At 42.5% G+C, this 15926-nt stretch carries 17 protein-coding genes, 3 tRNA genes and 1 riboswitch; of the genes, 17 read left to right on the top strand and 3 right to left on the bottom strand.

Features of this window, described 5'->3' with window-relative positions:
* The first annotated feature begins 78 nt into the window (after window positions 1-78).
* Complete coding sequence (gene speD / locus J8L98_RS06345) at window positions 79-888, top strand: adenosylmethionine decarboxylase (RefSeq protein WP_192508907.1); 810 nt, start codon at window positions 79-81, stop codon at window positions 886-888.
* Between the two features lie 70 nt (window positions 889-958).
* Here speD and J8L98_RS06340 read toward each other — a convergent pair whose 3' ends face one another.
* A complete protein-coding gene (locus J8L98_RS06340) occupies window positions 959-3061 on the bottom strand; it encodes a TonB-dependent receptor (protein WP_210995761.1) in 2103 nt (700 codons plus the stop codon).
* Window positions 3062-3161: 100 nt separating this feature from the next.
* Between J8L98_RS06340 and J8L98_RS06335 the strand changes: the two genes are divergently transcribed.
* From J8L98_RS06335 to J8L98_RS06300, 8 genes are all read left to right on the top strand, one after another.
* Window positions 3162-3551: an acyl-CoA thioesterase gene (locus J8L98_RS06335; RefSeq protein ID WP_210995760.1), complete on the top strand. Its 390-nt coding sequence runs from the start codon at window positions 3162-3164 to the stop codon at window positions 3549-3551.
* Window positions 3552-3645: 94 nt separating this feature from the next.
* Complete coding sequence (locus J8L98_RS06330; protein WP_210995759.1) at window positions 3646-4050, top strand: META domain-containing protein; 405 nt, start codon at window positions 3646-3648, stop codon at window positions 4048-4050.
* Window positions 4051-4079: 29 nt separating this feature from the next.
* A riboswitch (TPP riboswitch) is annotated at window positions 4080-4180 on the top strand.
* Window positions 4181-4315: 135 nt separating this feature from the next.
* Window positions 4316-6268 carry a phosphomethylpyrimidine synthase ThiC gene (thiC, locus tag J8L98_RS06325; RefSeq protein ID WP_247682452.1) on the top strand — a complete coding sequence of 651 codons (1953 nt, stop codon included), beginning with the start codon at window positions 4316-4318 and terminating at the stop codon, window positions 6266-6268.
* Window positions 6269-6387: 119 nt separating this feature from the next.
* Entirely contained in the window at window positions 6388-7416 is a 1029-nt protein-coding gene (locus J8L98_RS06320) for an FAD-dependent oxidoreductase (RefSeq protein ID WP_210995758.1), read from the top strand.
* Window positions 7413-7607, top strand: coding sequence for a sulfur carrier protein ThiS (thiS, locus tag J8L98_RS06315; RefSeq protein WP_210995757.1), 195 nt, complete (start codon window positions 7413-7415; stop codon window positions 7605-7607). Before J8L98_RS06320 ends, thiS begins: the two co-directional genes overlap by 4 nt.
* Window positions 7608-7610: 3 nt before the next feature.
* Entirely contained in the window at window positions 7611-8399 is a 789-nt protein-coding gene (locus J8L98_RS06310; RefSeq protein WP_210995756.1) for a thiazole synthase, read from the top strand.
* A gap of 55 nt (window positions 8400-8454) precedes the next feature.
* Window positions 8455-9975 (top strand): thiamine phosphate synthase, encoded by a 1521-nt coding sequence (thiE, locus tag J8L98_RS06305; RefSeq protein WP_210995755.1) that lies wholly within the window; start codon window positions 8455-8457, stop codon window positions 9973-9975.
* Window positions 9968-10762 (top strand): HesA/MoeB/ThiF family protein, encoded by a 795-nt coding sequence (locus tag J8L98_RS06300; RefSeq protein ID WP_210995754.1) that lies wholly within the window; start codon window positions 9968-9970, stop codon window positions 10760-10762. Before thiE ends, J8L98_RS06300 begins: the two co-directional genes overlap by 8 nt.
* Window positions 10763-11034: 272 nt before the next feature.
* On the opposite strand, the gene asd is transcribed toward J8L98_RS06300, so the two are convergent.
* On the bottom strand, window positions 11035-11898 hold the full coding sequence (asd, locus tag J8L98_RS06295; protein WP_210995753.1) for an archaetidylserine decarboxylase: 864 nt from the start codon (window positions 11896-11898) through the stop codon (window positions 11035-11037).
* Window positions 11899-11950: 52 nt separating this feature from the next.
* Window positions 11951-13009 (bottom strand): small ribosomal subunit biogenesis GTPase RsgA, encoded by a 1059-nt coding sequence (gene rsgA, locus J8L98_RS06290; protein ID WP_210995752.1) that lies wholly within the window; start codon window positions 13007-13009, stop codon window positions 11951-11953.
* A 205-nt stretch (window positions 13010-13214) separates the two neighbouring features.
* On the opposite strand from rsgA, the gene orn reads away from it, so the two are divergent.
* The 8 genes from orn to rplI all read left to right on the top strand — a co-directional run bounded on the left by orn (window position 13215) and on the right by rplI (window position 15756).
* Window positions 13215-13760, top strand: a complete 546-nt coding sequence (gene orn, locus J8L98_RS06285) for an oligoribonuclease (protein WP_192508896.1) — start codon at window positions 13215-13217, stop codon at window positions 13758-13760.
* Window positions 13761-13863: 103 nt separating this feature from the next.
* Window positions 13864-13939 (top strand) — tRNA-Gly (locus J8L98_RS06280).
* 23 nt (window positions 13940-13962) lie between these two features.
* Window positions 13963-14038 (top strand) — tRNA-Gly (locus J8L98_RS06275).
* Window positions 14039-14074: 36 nt separating this feature from the next.
* Window positions 14075-14150 (top strand) — tRNA-Gly (locus J8L98_RS06270).
* 175 nt (window positions 14151-14325) lie between these two features.
* A complete protein-coding gene (gene rpsF / locus J8L98_RS06265; protein ID WP_138591187.1) occupies window positions 14326-14667 on the top strand; it encodes a 30S ribosomal protein S6 in 342 nt (113 codons plus the stop codon).
* Window positions 14668-14703: 36 nt separating this feature from the next.
* Window positions 14704-15030, top strand: a complete 327-nt coding sequence (gene priB / locus J8L98_RS06260; RefSeq protein WP_192508895.1) for a primosomal replication protein N — start codon at window positions 14704-14706, stop codon at window positions 15028-15030.
* 10 nt (window positions 15031-15040) lie between these two features.
* Window positions 15041-15268, top strand: coding sequence for a 30S ribosomal protein S18 (rpsR, locus tag J8L98_RS06255; protein ID WP_002962753.1), 228 nt, complete (start codon window positions 15041-15043; stop codon window positions 15266-15268).
* 35 nt (window positions 15269-15303) lie between these two features.
* Window positions 15304-15756, top strand: a complete 453-nt coding sequence (rplI, locus tag J8L98_RS06250) for a 50S ribosomal protein L9 (protein ID WP_192508894.1) — start codon at window positions 15304-15306, stop codon at window positions 15754-15756.
* Window positions 15757-15926: the final 170 nt, after the last annotated feature.

Genomic DNA, 15926 nt, shown 5'->3' with positions numbered 1-15926 from the left:
TTCATAGTCTAATTTTCGTATAAAATCCGCGAACTTTTCGTTCTGCATCGCAGATTTACAGTTTAAAGGTTGTCTATCGTGAACAAGCCCTTTGATAAAATTAAACTCCATGGCTTTAACAACTTAACTAAGAGTTTAAGCTTCAGTATTTACGATATTTGCTATGCTAAAACAGAGCAACAGCGTAAAGAGTATCTAGAATATATTGATGAGCAGTACAGTGCTGATCGACTAACGGATATTTTGAAAGACGTAGTGGATATTATTGGCGCTAATGTATTGAACATTGCGCGTCAAGATTACGATCCTCAAGGGGCAAGTGTGACGATATTAGTATCAGAAGAACCTGTTGAACAGCAGACTTTTGATAGTAATGAAACGCCTGGACCATTGCCTGAATCTGTGGTGGCGCATTTAGATAAAAGCCACATCTGTGTGCATACTTATCCTGAAGCGCACCCGAATGACGGCATATGTACTTTTAGAGCGGATATTGAAGTGTCAACCTGTGGTGTAATTTCGCCACTAAAAGCACTTAACTTCTTAATTCATTCGCTAGAGTCTGATGTGGTTACGATTGATTACCGTGTACGAGGCTTCACGAGAGATATTAGTGGGGTAAAGCATTACATTGATCATGCGATTCATTCGATTCAAAATTACATGAGCGAAGATACAAAAGAAGCCTATCAAATGTTAGATGTGAATGTGTATCAAGAGAACTTATTTCACACAAAAATGATGCTAAAAGAAACGGACCTTAATACGTACTTATTCGGTATTACGACAGATGATTTGAGTAGCGATGAGGAAGAAGAGATCCGCACGCGTTTGAATCGTGAAATTCAAGAAGTGTTTTATGGGCGTAATTTACCTGACGTCGAGTAAATACGGTTACTGGGTAATACAAAAAAGCGCTCGATGATTGAGCGCTTTTTTGTTAGATGAGCTGTCTAATTTATAATTGATAGCTCAATGTTAGTCCGGCAACTCGTGGTTCTCCATACTGCACAAAGGTTTCAGTGTCATAATCTTTTAATGCATTATTACCAAACCTAAACCCTCTCACAGGCACATCACGGTTTGCTAAATTACGCCCCCATGCTGTCAGTGTCCAGTTTTCGCCATAGTAACTAATACTTGCATTGATTAGGTTTTGGTTGTCCGATTGTGCGTTATGGCTATTTGAGTAGTAATAATCATCTTTTCCTTCAATGCCAATTTGTGCTTCTAAGTTATCACTTAGGAAGTAGTTGGCCCGTATAGCATATTGATACCTTGGTGCTTGTGCTTGCTCTCGACCATCTTGGTTTATGCCGCTTTGAGTAATGAAGTCTTCAATTTTTGTATCAAGATAGCCGGCACTATAGGTAAAACTTAATCGGTCAGTATATTGAAAGTTGCCTTCTAATTCTAAGCCGTAGTTACGGCCCTTACTAGCGTTAGCTATATAGCCCGCAAACTGCTGATCTTGTACCTGGAAGACTTTTAGCTGCATATCTTCTCGGTGCATGTAGAATGCACTTAAACTTAGCGTGTGACGTTGATCTTGTGATTGTCCTTTTACGCCAAACTCGGCATTCCACAGATATTCAGGTGCAAACGTATGATTTTCGGTTGGTACACTTAGGCCTTCGTCATTCGCTTTAGCGAGAGCTTCGCCATTGATACCGCCTATTTTGTAACTGCGAGATAGGCTGGTGTAAATCATTGTGCGAGGTACAACCTGATACTCTAATGCGAGTTTTGTGCCCCACATGGTGTCGTCAGTTTTATCTATGATCTGATTGTTATCAAAGTAGTCCGTGCTGTATCGCTCAGCACGTACACCAGTGATGAGATCAAGGTTTTCTGCTAAGCGTGTTATTTTTTGTCCGTATAACGCGATTTGGCTGACACTATTATTAGAATTGAAGTCAGGGTCATTATAGGTGTACTCGCGTGTAAGCTCTACGTCACGACGCTGTGCGAACAACCCAGTTACCCAATCACTGTCTTTACCCGATAATCTGAATTCTAATGTACCGCGTTGATGATCGCGAGCGTAACTGTCTTTTGATTTATAGCTATATGGATGAAGTCCTGGTGCGCATAATACTGGTTGTTTCGAGTCATTACATACCCAATCTTCGTCATAGCTATACAGTGTATCAGCGTTTAAATGCGTGGTGGTCATGTCTAAATTAAACAGTTCGCTGCCGCTATATTTAGCACTAAGTGCGATGGCATTACTTTTTTGGTTATCTTTTCCAGGTTCATCGGCAACACTATTGCGACTGTTGTCTAAGGTAAAACCATCGTAGCCATTATCAATATCTATGTTATGTGCAGTAATGTGTGTTTCTAGTGTATTGCTCCACACGGTGTGTAGCTTTAATCGTGCTACTTGTTCATCTTGTTGATTAGTTGGTTTGTTTAGATAGAGCCCGTCTACGTATCCATCAGAACGTTTTTTAAAAAAGCTCACTCGGGCTGATGTATCTTCGGTAATGCCTGTGCCCGCAGCGATACCAGCTTCTTTACCACTATAATTACTTATACCAAGCTTTAAATTAAGTGCATTACTTGATGTGGGTGCAGTTGACTGCATATCGATCATGCCAGCCATAGCATCAGCACCAAATCGAGTCCCTTGTGGTCCGCGGTAAATCGCCACTTGTTCAACATCAAACAATAACGCGCTACCGCCTAAGCCTGAATAATTAATACCATCAATTTGCATGCCTACACTTGGGTGGATTGGGTCAACAAATTGTGAACGTAAGCCGATGCCACGTATTTGGATAAAGCGGCCACGAGATGCTCCAGCGGTGAAATTAACATTTGCAGCACTGTTTAAAATTTCATCTAAGTATGAAGCGCCTCTGGTTGTATACGCTTGTTGGTCAAATACAGATGCACTGGCACTGAGTGTGAGTAAACTTTCTTTATGAAAATCTCCTATGACTTCAATTTGTTCAATGTTCTTGTCATCAGCGATAACAGAAGGTGAAATTAAGGGTAAAAGTGCAGCAGCAAGGCATGAGAGTTTTAGCTTTATCATATTTTTGAATGGTTCCATTTGAGTTGGCAACATTTTAGCAAAAGCAGGACAACTTAGAATCATTATCATCTAGAAATATGGTATAAAAACATTCAATTTTTGTTTTCAGGAAGTGTTTGTGCCTTTTTCAGTAGATTTTAAAGTAAGAGATTATGAATGTGACTTACAAGGGATAGTAAACAACAGTGTATATTTTAACTATTTAGAGCATGCAAGGCATGAATTTTTATTGTTTAAAGGGCTGGACTTTGTCGAGTTAGCAAAACGGAAAATTAACTTGGTAGTGATCCGATCTGAAGTCGATTATAAAAGTTCATTGAGGCCTGGAGATGCTTTTTTTGTCGAAGTCGAGGCTGTCAGAGTAAGCAAACTTAAATCGCAATTTATCCAGCGGCTAGTGAGAAAGGCAGATGCCAAAGTGATGTTAGATGCGGTGATTACATGGACATCAGTGAATGCTCGAGGAAAGCCGTACCTAGAGAAGGAAATTGAATGTGTTTTCAGTTGATTTTTGTTTTTTTTGTCCATAAAAAGTATGGTTTTCACAATTGAATATGAATAACAGTGTATACTAGCTTTAATTCAGTTTTATTTGGTTTACCATGAAAATCAGCATGTTTTTATGCGCGTTGGGCGCTTTTTTAGTTGGTTGTTCGTCAACAGGGAAGGTAAGCAATGAGCAACTAAAATATACACAATGGCAACTTACTCATATAGGTAAGGAAGTGATCCTAGACTCGGCTATTTCATTACAGTTTATAGAAGCAATGCAAGTGAACGGCTTTACTGGGTGTAATCGATTCTTTGGTGCTGGTCGCATAGAAAGTGAGCAATTGTTTGTAAGTAATATAGGGATGACTAGAAAGTTTTGCGAAGGGTCAATTAATGAAACGGAACAAATGCTGCTGAACATGCTGGAAATTGGTGTACCGACGAAAATAGAAAATGGAGATTTAATATTAAATGGTCAGCCACGCTTAAAATTTAAATCTATCGTTGCAGGTTAATCCGTTCTTAAGTAGACTCGTCTCTAATTCGTTACTTGTCGGAGTGCCCATTGGGCTGAGATCGCATTCGTGCGGGATCCGTGAACCTGATCAGGCTAACACCTGCGTAGGGAACAAGCTGCCTGTATTGCAAGCATAAAGTTTGTAGGCTGCCATAAATTATGACACTATTGAAGTGACATAATTTAGATCTTCTGAGGGCCACCTCATCTCGCTCCTTTATTGGAGTTCTGACAAGACACCTTAAATAATAATGAGGCAAGTCATGTCAAATAATAGTAGCAAACCGTCCCGTCGTGAAACTCGAGCAGCAGCATCTGAGTATATTTATAACTTAACCGGACAACCTTTCCCTAGTTCTCATAAAGTATATGTTGATGGCAGCGCAGCTGGTGTACGTGTTGGTATGCGTGAAATCATTCAATCAGACAGCTTTGTAGGAGGGACAGAAGAAGATCCCATCTATGAGAAAAATGAACCTATTCGTGTTTATGATACATCGGGCCCGTATACCGACCCTGACTTTGAATTGAATGTTCGTGAAGGTCTTCCTAAATTTAGGCAAGCTTGGATTGATGCGCGTGAGGATACACAGTGGTTAGACTCTGTTACTTCTCAGTTTTCTCAACAGCGTATGGCTGATGAAGGACTTGATCACCTTCGTTTTGAGCATTTACCAAAAATCCGTTGCGCAAAGCCGGGTAAGAATGTCACGCAGATGTATTATGCACGCCAAGGTATTGTAACACCTGAAATGGAATACGTAGCAATACGCGAAAACATGGGCCGTGCGAAACTACGAAAAGAGATTTTGGCTGAGCAGCATAAGGGTAACTCTTTTGGTGCCTCTATTCCGGAATTTATTACTCCAGAGTTTGTCCGTGATGAAATTGCCCGCGGCCGTGCTATTTTACCTAACAACATCAACCACCCTGAGTCAGAACCCATGATTGTTGGCCGTAACTTTTTAGTAAAAGTTAATGCGAATATAGGTAATTCTTCGGTGACTTCATCAATTGAAGAAGAGGTAGAGAAATTAGTTTGGTCTACCCGCTGGGGGGCAGATACCGTTATGGATCTATCGACTGGACGTTACATTCATGAAACTCGGGAATGGGTTGTACGCAACTCACCAGTACCAATTGGTACTGTACCTATTTACCAAGCGTTGGAAAAAGTGAATGGCGTTGCTGAAGATCTGACGTGGGAAATTTTCCGCGATACCTTAATAGAGCAAGCTGAGCAAGGCGTAGATTACTTCACTATTCATGCGGGTGTATTGTTACGTTATGTGCCAATGACGGCAAAGCGTGTGACTGGAATTGTATCGCGTGGTGGCTCAATCATGGCGAAGTGGTGTTTAGCGCACCATAAAGAAAACTTCTTATACACGCACTTTGAAGATATTTGTGAAATTATGCAGCAGTACGATGTGTGTTTCTCTTTAGGTGATGGCTTGCGTCCAGGTTCTATTGCTGATGCTAATGATGAAGCACAGTTTTCTGAACTACGTACGTTGGGTGAGCTCACTAAGTTGGCTTGGAAACATGACGTACAGGTGTTCATTGAAGGGCCTGGTCATGTGCCAATGCACATGATAGAAGAGAATATGAAGGAGCAGTTAGAGCATTGTCATGAAGCCCCTTTTTATACCTTAGGTCCATTGACGACTGATATTGCCCCTGGCTATGACCACTTCACTTCAGGAATTGGTGCCGCACAAATCGCATGGTATGGCTGTGCGATGTTGTGTTATGTGACGCCAAAAGAGCACCTTGGCTTACCGAACAAAGAAGACGTAAAAGAAGGCTTGATCACTTATAAAATTGCAGCACATGCTGCTGATTTGGCCAAAGGTCACCCCGGCGCACAGGTACGTGATAATGCACTGTCAAAAGCGCGCTTTGAATTCCGCTGGCACGATCAGTTTAACCTAGGATTAGACCCTGACCGAGCTCGCCAATACCATGATGAAACTTTGCCGCAAGAGTCCGGAAAAGTGGCACACTTCTGTTCTATGTGTGGGCCTAAGTTTTGCTCAATGAAAATCACTCAAGAAGTACGTGATTACGCAAAAGATTTAGAAGCCCGTGGTATTGATCCGAATAATGTAGGTGATGCCATTGAAATCAAAATGGTCGATGTGGAAGCTGAAATGAAAGCAAAGTCAGATGAATTTAAAAGCACGGGTTCTGAAATTTATCACAAAGCTGTCTAATACAATACGCTTGATCTGAGGGCGTTTTCCTCACTTTTATCTAATGGCAAGTTATATAGTGTGAAATACGTGATGTAACTTGTCTTGGGTACACCACTGTCACGTGTGAATAGGGCGTTATGATGGGCAAACCAAAAGTTGCGATTTTAGGGTTTGGGCTGGTAGGGCGTGTGGCTGCGCTAATGTTACATGAAAAGTGTCATGTTAGTGTCTACGAAGCCAGCGATGAACATGCCAGTAGTAGTGCTGGTGCATTAGCTGCTGCGATGTTGGCGCCATTGGCTGAGTCAGTCATTTGTGAAACTGATTTGGCAGAGCTAGGTCTTAAATCAATGGCAATGTGGCCAAGTTTGTTAGCGAAGTTACCTGAACCTGTATTTTTTCAGCAAATGGGCACATTAATCGTTGCTCATGCGCAAGATAAAGGCGATCTAAATAGCTTTTCCCAGCGTTTAAAACCCTTAAAAGGTCAGGAAGCACAAGTATTAAACAGCGCATATATTAATGAACTTGAGCCTGAATTGGCAGGGCGGTTTCATCAAGGATTGTATTTACCATGTGAAGGGCAACTAGATAACTTGGCATTTTATCGGGCTAGTTTTTCCTATTTGCAAAAGAAAGGCGTGCAATTTCAGTTTAATCGTCACATCACGCTCAGGACGGCTACAACCGAGTTTATGACTGTCGATGGCCAGTATTTTGATAGGATCATTGATTGTCGAGGACTTGGTGCACAAAATGAGTCGGCAGATTTACGCGGTGTAAGAGGGGAGGTTGCACGAGTGCATGCACCAGAGGTTGAACTCAATCGACCTGTGAGATTAATGCATCCCCGCTATCCAATTTATATTGCGCCTAAGCCAAATAATGAGTTTGTGATAGGGGCAACTGAGATTGAATCGCAAGACAATGGCCCTATTTCTGTACGTTCAACGCTAGAGTTGCTGTCAGCCGCCTATACCGTACACAGTGGCTTTTGTGAAGCGCGAGTGATGGCTATTAATGCTGGTTTAAGGCCTGCGTTTAGTGATAATAGGCCGCGTGTTGAACATTGTGGGAATGTGATACGTATTAACGGGTTGTATCGTCACGGTTATTTACTTGCACCGGCTTTGGTGTCTGAAGCACTTAGTAAAGGGTTGTTATGAAAGTAGTTTTTAATGGCGAAACGACACAGTTGAACACGCCAAATTTACGTGAATTCATTTTGGCTAAAGGGGCGAAAGAACCTTTTGCCGTGGCGGTCAATGGCGAATTTGTGCCACGTAGCCACTGTGCTGAAATGGTGCTTAAAGCAGGGGATAGCATTGATTTACTGTCCCCTATTCAAGGCGGATAGATTATGCGTGAGAACACCCCGTTAACTATTTATGGAGAGACATTCTCTAATCGTTTGCTGATAGGCTCTGCGCTGTATCCATCACCCAAAATTATGCAAGAATCAATTGTAGCGGCTGGTTCGCAAATTGTAACTGTGTCATTGCGTCGACAAAATTCAGTGGCTGCTGGTGAGGATTTTTGGCAGTTAATTAAAGACACAGGATTGAAAGTACTGCCCAATACCGCGGGTTGTCACAGTGTAAAAGAAGTGGTAACGCTGGCAAAAATGTGTCGAGAAGTGTTTGTAACCGATTGGATAAAATTAGAACTGATTGGGGATGAATATAATCTGCAGCCAGATCCAATTGCCTTGTTAGAGGCTACTGAAATATTATTAAACGATGGGTTTAAAGTATTACCTTATTGCACCGATGATTTGGTCTTGTGTCAACGTTTAGCGGCATTAGGCTGTGAGGTGCTGATGCCTTGGGGGGCACCCATCGGCACAGGTAAAGGGTTACTGAATCCTTATAACCTAAAAACCATTCGAGAGCGCTTACCTGATATGACATTGATAGTCGATGCAGGCCTTGGTTTGCCCTCTCACGCTTGCCAAGCGTTAGAAATGGGGTACGATGCGGTGTTATTGAATTCTGCGATTGCGGGGGCTGGTTGCCCTGTTTCTATGGCGAGCGCTTTTTCTCACGCGGTCAGTGCAGGGCGTGCTGCTTACCTGGCACAAGCGATGCCGGAAAAAGAGGTTGCAGCCCCTTCAACGCCAACCATGGGTATGCCTTTTTGGCATCAATAATGATGACGTGAAGAACCATGATAGAAACGAATGAGAACAATTTTAAGGAGCCTTAATGGCGGATGTTGTATGGAGTATAGCTGGGTCTGATTCTGGCGGAGGCGCTGGTATTCAAGCAGATATTAAGGCAATGCAAAGTTTTAATGTGCATGCTTGTACTGTGATAACGGCGTTGACGGCACAAAATAGTTTAGGGGTTGAAGCGCTCAATGCCATGTCAACAGATGTCATTGAATCTCAGCTCCAAGCGCTTATTCACGATATGCCAGCCAAAGTGATTAAAATTGGCATGTTGGCAAACGTGCAGCAAATCCAGTTGGTTGCTGAACATTTGAGTCACTATAAACGAACATGGGCAGAGCCTCCGGTAATTGTGTATGACCCAGTTGCAATAGCAACCAGTGGGGATTTATTAACAGAAGAAGATACGGTGGATGCCCTGAAAACCCACCTGCTGCCTTTAGTTGACGTGATCACACCGAACACCCATGAAACACAGCTGCTCACTGGGGTATATTTAATTGGTCCTAGTGCTGTGAAAGAAGCCGCCCAGAAACTCCAAGCATTCGGTGCTAAGTCTGTTGTGATTAAAGGCGGACATTGGGACTTCCCTAAAGGGTACTGTGTCGATTTTGCTTTGTCAGATGAGCAAGAGGAGTATTGGTTGGGGAATGAAGCGGTTGTTACACCGCATACCCATGGTACTGGATGCAGTCTCGCGTCTGCTATTGCAGCCTGCTTGGCCAAAGGCTACCCACTTAAAGACGCGTTTATTTTGGGCAAAGCCTATATCAACAAGGGGCTGCATTTTGGTAGGCGCTATGGTGAAGGAATAGGGCCTGTGGCTCATACGTCTTTTCCAGAAGAATTACAGTATTTTCCGCAAGTAATAGAAGCTGGTAGCTGGCTAGGTGATGAACTTGAGTTGGAAACACCCTCTGAATTTAACTTTTCAGCGGGGTTTGCCAGTACGGGAGGGGAGCTAGGCTTATATGCTGTTGTTGATACGGTGGATTGGGTCGAAAAGTGTTTGGCTGCGGGTGTACCAACAGTACAGTTACGCGTTAAAGACGCTCAGTCGCCGACCTTAGAACAGGATATTGAAACGGCGATTACCTTAGGCAAAAAATATCAAGGGCGTGTCTTTATTAATGATCATTGGCAGTTAGCTATTCAGCACGGCGCATATGGTGTGCATTTAGGTCAAGAGGACTTAGACAAAGCCAATTTAGCTGCCATTCAGGGCGCTGGGTTGTGTTTAGGTGTATCAACGCACGGCTTTTATGAAATGGTTCGTGCGCATAACTATAGGCCAAGCTATTTAGCGTTTGGCGCTATTTACCCGACAACGACTAAAGATATGACGGGCCAAATTCAAGGCTTAGAAAAGTTACAGCACTTTGTGCCACTGATGCGTGATACATATCCAACGGTTGCGATTGGTGGGATAGATTTAACGCGTGCTACACAAGTTGCAGAGACTGGAGTGGGTAGTGTCGCTGTGGTACGAGCCATTACTGAAGCAGATGACTATGAAACGGCTATCTCGCAATTACAAGTTATGATCAATGGTTGAACCTAGCAAAGGCGCACGCTCTTCTTTGAACGATGAACCACTGGTATTAACAGAGAAAGAGCAGATCCGTTATAGCCGACATTTACTGCTCAGTGAAGTAGGGATGCAAGGGCAGTTAAAATTAAAAAATGCACATGTCTGTGTTGTCGGCTGTGGTGGGCTAGGGAGTCCTGCCCTACTGTATTTGGCCGCAGCGGGTATTGGTAAATTAACCTTTATTGATAACGACGAAGTGGATTTGTCTAATCTACAGCGGCAAATTTTATACAAGATAAATCACTTAGGGCAGGAAAAAACAAAAGCGGCGAGTAAAGTGTTAGCCAGTTTGAATAACCAAATTGATTTGCAGCCCGTTCATGTACGCATTGATAGGCATAATATCATGCAGCATTTAAGTTCAGCAGATATTGTGCTTGATTGCAGTGACAATTATCAAACACGTTATTTGTTGAATCACTTTTGCCAAACACAAAAAAGCGTATTAATCTCTGGGGCGGCAATTGGGACGCATGGGCAAGTCATGTGTTTTGATTTTAGGCAACCATCGCCGTGCTACGCGTGTATATTTCCGCAAAGTGATGAGGAAGCAGCGCTTAATTGTGATAATTTTGGTGTATTAGGGCCATTGCTGGGTATGATAGGGTCGATGCAAGCGCTTTCTGCCGTGAATGTGTTGTTGGGACATGTTTCAGGTAGCAGTATGCGTCAAGTGGATGGGATGAGCCTCTCTGTACGAGAGTTTAAGCTGCATACGGATCCTGAGTGCCATCATTGTAGGCATATATAATCAGTGATAATACTAAAGTAACCTCAGCTCTGGATAAGCGAATTTGCCCAATAAAGCTATTTTTATCACTCTCGGCGTTGCTTTCATTTGTAATAGCCCGCTATTACTGCATAAAAGCGCCTTGATATTGAACAAAATATCATCATTGGATTGTAAGTAAGTTTGTTTTCAAAACATTTTCTATTCCAAAACCCTTATCCAAACCTGAGGTTAGAGTACAAAAAAGCCTGCGTTATGCAGGCTTTTCGCTGAGGCCGAATTTCGCGCTGAATTTACACTTTTTGCGCAAATGGCGTGCCCATACGAGTGGTTGTTTCAGGTAACTCACCTTCTAAGAAGTCAGCTTCATTTGCACCCCAAGCTAAAATAACCGTTGAACCTAATTTAAAGCGACCCATTTCTTCACCTTTTTTCAAACGAACCGCATTTGTGCCGTTGTCAGGGTAATCCCAGCTAAATACGTCTTTACCAGCTGGTGGCGTGACAGTTCCTGCCCAAATTGTTTCGATGCTGGCCACTATCGTAGCACCAACTAGCACCATCGCTAATGGGCCCATAGCTGTGTCAAAAATAGCCACAACGCGTTCATTTCGCGCAAATAAATTTGGCACATTTTGTGCGGTGAGTGGGTTAACCGAAAACAAGTCACCAGGTACGTAGATCATACGTTTTAAGGTGCCATCAACTGGCATGTGAATTCTGTGGTAATCTTTCGGTGCTAGGTAAATACAAGCAAATTTCCCCCCTAAGAAAGGCGAGACATCGTCTTCTTTCCCGCCCAGCAAGGTTTGCAGACTATAATCATGCCCTTTTGCTTGGATAATTTGTCCGTCAACCACGTCACCTAACTGGCTAATGGCACCGTCAACTGGGTGTGCAATGATATGTTCATCTTCTGCTAGTGGGCGGATCCCAGGTTTTAAAGGTCGAGTAAAAAACTCATTGAAGGTTTTATAATGTGCCGGATTTTCATACAAAGCTTCACTCATATTAATTTTGTATTGCTTAATAAAAAGCTTTATTAATTGTGTGGTCAATGCACCTGCTTGTGCTGCTGCAAGTTTGCCTACAAGGCGTGATATCGCATGCTTAGGCATGGCGTATTGCATGGCAATTTTAAATTTATCCAAGTTCACTTTACGATTCCTACAAAATTTTTGCTGATTCTAACATACTTTCACTGCGTGATTATACGCGGGGAGCCCTTGCTCCGGCGCGGCCATCGGCCATAGATTCAAGTATGCGGTGGTAGCTATCAAAACGTAATTGACTGATCTGTCCTGCTGTAACGGCTTCAATTAACAAACAGCCTGGATCGTTTAAATGTTTACAATCTCTAAAGCGGCATCCGCCGATAAACTCTCTAAACTCTTTAAAACAAAAGGTTACGCGTTCAACGTCAAGGTGCCATAAGCCAAACTCTCGAATTCCTGGTGAGTCAATCAGGTTGCCGCCAGATGGAAGGTGATGTAAGCGAGAGACGGTAGTTGTATGTTGGCCGAGTCCACTGTTTTCAGAAACCTGTTTAGTTAGAATATCAGCGTTAGGTAGAACAGTATTTACTAAAGTCGACTTACCAACACCGGATTGGCCAACAAAAATGCTGTTTTTATCAACGAGCTGCTGCTTTAGTTCTTCAATACCTTGTTTCGACTTATTACTGACGAGTAAAACTTTGTACCCTAGATCTCGGTAAATATTGAGTACATCTTCGATGAGTTTCAACCCTTCCTCATCAAGCAAATCAATTTTATTGAGTACTAAAATGGGTTCAATACCCATATCTTCACACGCGACAAGGTATCGATCGATAATTTGTGGTGTAAACTCAGGCAGGACTGCAGAGACCATGAGTATTTGGTCGATGTTTGCTGCGACAACTTTGATCCCATCGTAAAAGTCGGGGCGAGTGAGCTGGCTACGGCGTTCTTCTGTTGCTTCAATTACGCCAGCTAAATCACCTTCACTGACTTTTGCGCGGCGGAATATCACTTCGTCGCCGCACACTAAGTTCGAGACTGTACGGCGAATATTACAACGCAATACTTCCCCGTTAATAGTTTCAATATCGGCATGTTGACCAAAACGGCTAAGTACCACTGCATTTTCAGTCGGGCCTAGGTTGTCGGCCTGCCATGCGGTCTCTGTTATGTCTGCTTTTTGCTGTTTAGCTTTGTGCAAACGTTTTTGATGGTTGGCACTGATCCGTCTGGATTGGCCTTTACTGAGTTTCTTTTGTTTTGCCATGTTCACTTTGATCTTTCGTTCAATAAAAGGAAATTTGTTTAAATTTGCCTATTAATGTACTGTTTGTTTTGTGAGCCGCATGTAATTGGTCTATAACTCAATTAAATGCCCCGCTTTTTAAAAAAAAGCTTTAGGTCAACTGATGAAGCTAATATGATATATGTTATTGCACTGGATCTAAAGGAAAGTACCGCTAAGGTAGTTTATGTCTTTGAATGAATCAAATTTGATTTGGCTTGATCTCGAAATGACGGGGTTAGAACCAAAAACAGATAAAATACTAGAAATAGCCACAGTAATCACTGATGGTGATTTAAATATATTGGCCGAAGGGCCAGTAATCGCCATTCATCAAAGTGATGAACTTCTTGATGGTATGGATGAGTGGTGTACTAATCAGCACGGCCGTTCAGGGTTAACTGCGCGTTGTAAAGCGAGTCAGTTTTCTGAAGAAGATGCTATTAAACAAACATTAGACTTTTTGAAAGCATGGGTGCCACCAGCGAAGTCACCTATGTGTGGGAACTCCATAGGCCAAGATCGTCGTTTTTTAAATAAATATATGCCAGAACTAGAGGCTTATTTCCATTACCGTAATTTGGATGTGAGTACGGTAAAAGAATTAGCAAGACGTTGGAAGCCTGAATTGTTGAAAGATGTGACCAAAAAAAGTTCACACCTTGCTTTGGATGACATCAAAGATTCTATTATGGAATTGAAGGTGTATCAGCAAAAATTCTTTAATCTGTAAAAAAACGCTTGCAAAGCTTTTTTTATCTTGTAGAATCCTGCCCCGCTTAAGACGAGAAGCCTAGTGGGGTTTTTCTTACCAATCTTAAGTTGTAAGTTTTAGTGCGGCACTAGCTCAGTTGGTAGAGCGCGACCTTGCCAAGGTCGAGGTCACGAGTTCGAGCCTCGTGTGCCGCTCCAAATTAAAATTTACTCATTGTGATGCGGCACTAGCTCAGTTGGTAGAGCGCGACCTTGCCAAGGTCGAGGTCACGAGTTCGAGCCTCGTGTGCCGCTCCAATTTCAAGTTTTATCTGACTTTTTCAGATCTGCAATGCGGCACTAGCTCAGTTGGTAGAGCGCGACCTTGCCAAGGTCGAGGTCACGAGTTCGAGCCTCGTGTGCCGCTCCAAACTTCCTTGTATTTTTTTCTCTTTCTATAAATTGTTAATTTCCTAAAAAATCCTGTTGCGTATTTTTCAAACTACGCGTAAAATACGCGCTCATTTCGGCTATCATATTTAGTTCCTTGCCTTACCCCGACTGGCCGAAACGGGACAAGGCTATATTAACCGTAAGGAATATCCATGCGTCATTACGAAATCGTATTCATGGTTCACCCAGATCAAAGTGAGCAAGTACCTGGTATGATCGAGCGTTATACTGGTTCTATCACTGAAGCTGGTGGCACTATTCACCGTCTTGAAGACTGGGGCCGTCGTCAATTGGCATACCCAATCGAAAAGCTTCATAAAGCACACTATGTTCTTATGAACGTTGAAGCAACAACTGAAGTAATCAGCGAGCTTGAAACTTCTTTCCGCTACAACGATGCAGTACTTCGTAACTTAGTTATGCGTACTAAAACTGCTGTAACTGAAGCATCTCCTCTTGTAAGAGAAGAGAAAAAAGAAGCAGCTACTGCTTAATCGTTATTGACTCTGGATATTGACTGAGGGTTTGCGGTGCAACAACAGGCTGACCTGTATACAAATCAATATGTGCTTTCGGGCATGATTTGTAAAACACCCAAATTTAGTCAAAGTCCTGCTGGTATTCCACATTGCATTTTTGTTCTTGAACATAAATCAATGCAAGTTGAAGCAGAGCTTAACCGTAATAGTTATGTTCGACTTCAAGTGGTTGCAAGTGGGGAAACATTCCAGGATCAAACTCAGCATTTATACGTTGGGCAAGCAATACAGGTACGCGGTTTTTTAAACCGACACGAAAGCCGAAACGGTTTGAGTCAACTTGTATTACATGCACAACATATTGAAAGAATTAATTGAGGAATTACTCATGGCACGTTATTTCAGACGTCGTAAGTTCTGCCGTTTTAAAGCGGAAGGCGTACAACAAATCGATTATAAAGATCTAGCTACTCTTAGAAACTATGTAACAGAAAGTGGCAAAATCGTACCTAGCCGTATTACAGGTACAAGCGCTAAATACCAGCGCCAGCTAGCAACTGCTATCAAGCGTGCTCGCTACTTAGCCCTTCTTCCATACACTGACTTACATAAGTAAGCAGCTGATTAACAGTTTTTAAAAGGTGTAGAGACATGCAAGTTATTCTACTAGACAAGATCGCTAACCTAGGTGGCCTAGGTGACCAGGTTGCAGTTAAATCTGGCTTCGCACGTAACTTCTTATTCCCGAAAGGTAGAGCAGTTCCTGCGACTAAAGCAAATATCGAAACTTTCGAAGCACGTCGTGCTGAATTAGAAGCGAAAATCGCTGAAGGGTTAGTGGCTGCTCAAGCACGCGCTGACAAACTAGAAGCATTAGCAGAAGTTACTTTAGTATCTAAAGCTGGTGATGAAGGTAAGCTATTCGGTTCTATCGGTACTCGCGACATCGCTGAAGCGATTTCGGCTGTTGGTGTTGAAGTTGCTAAATCAGAAGTTCGTCTACCTCTTGGTACTATCCGTGAGACTGGCGAATTTGACGTTGCAATCGCAGTACACTCAGACGTAACCGCTACTATTAAAGTAATCGTTATTGCTGAAGCTTAATATTTATTAAGCAAAGCCGTGCACGCCTGTGTACGGCTTTTTAATGACTTCCCCTCTGAAAAATAAAAACAATTCATATTTTCAGTGTAAAAATCGGTTGATATAACAACAATAAGATTAATACACAGGATGTACATAACCAACCACCCAAGTTCATAAAGTCGTATTTT

This window comes from Pseudoalteromonas sp. MMG013, assembly GCF_018100885.1.
GTDB classification, from domain to species: domain Bacteria; phylum Pseudomonadota; class Gammaproteobacteria; order Enterobacterales; family Alteromonadaceae; genus Pseudoalteromonas; species Pseudoalteromonas aurantia.
Note: the sequence above shows the minus strand (reverse complement) of the source record. Positions and strands in the feature narration are given on the sequence as shown.

What these genes read in the sequence shown, in the direction of transcription:
- rpsF (WP_138591187.1), top strand. Translation starts at nt 14,326, where the DNA reads ATGCGTCATTACGAAATCGTATTCATGGTTCACCCAGATCAAAGTGAG.
- thiC (WP_247682452.1), top strand. Translation starts at nt 4,316, where the DNA reads ATGTCAAATAATAGTAGCAAACCGTCCCGTCGTGAAACTCGAGCAGCA.
- J8L98_RS06320 (WP_210995758.1), top strand. Translation starts at nt 6,388, where the DNA reads ATGATGGGCAAACCAAAAGTTGCGATTTTAGGGTTTGGGCTGGTAGGG.
- rpsR (WP_002962753.1), top strand. Translation starts at nt 15,041, where the DNA reads ATGGCACGTTATTTCAGACGTCGTAAGTTCTGCCGTTTTAAAGCGGAA.
- orn (WP_192508896.1), top strand. Translation starts at nt 13,215, where the DNA reads ATGTCTTTGAATGAATCAAATTTGATTTGGCTTGATCTCGAAATGACG.
- J8L98_RS06330 (WP_210995759.1), top strand. Translation starts at nt 3,646, where the DNA reads ATGAAAATCAGCATGTTTTTATGCGCGTTGGGCGCTTTTTTAGTTGGT.
- J8L98_RS06340 (WP_210995761.1), bottom strand. Translation starts at nt 3,061, where the DNA reads ATGGAACCATTCAAAAATATGATAAAGCTAAAACTCTCATGCCTTGCT.
- rsgA (WP_210995752.1), bottom strand. Translation starts at nt 13,009, where the DNA reads ATGGCAAAACAAAAGAAACTCAGTAAAGGCCAATCCAGACGGATCAGT.
- thiS (WP_210995757.1), top strand. Translation starts at nt 7,413, where the DNA reads ATGAAAGTAGTTTTTAATGGCGAAACGACACAGTTGAACACGCCAAAT.
- J8L98_RS06300 (WP_210995754.1), top strand. Translation starts at nt 9,968, where the DNA reads ATGGTTGAACCTAGCAAAGGCGCACGCTCTTCTTTGAACGATGAACCA.
- rplI (WP_192508894.1), top strand. Translation starts at nt 15,304, where the DNA reads ATGCAAGTTATTCTACTAGACAAGATCGCTAACCTAGGTGGCCTAGGT.
- J8L98_RS06310 (WP_210995756.1), top strand. Translation starts at nt 7,611, where the DNA reads ATGCGTGAGAACACCCCGTTAACTATTTATGGAGAGACATTCTCTAAT.
- thiE (WP_210995755.1), top strand. Translation starts at nt 8,455, where the DNA reads ATGGCGGATGTTGTATGGAGTATAGCTGGGTCTGATTCTGGCGGAGGC.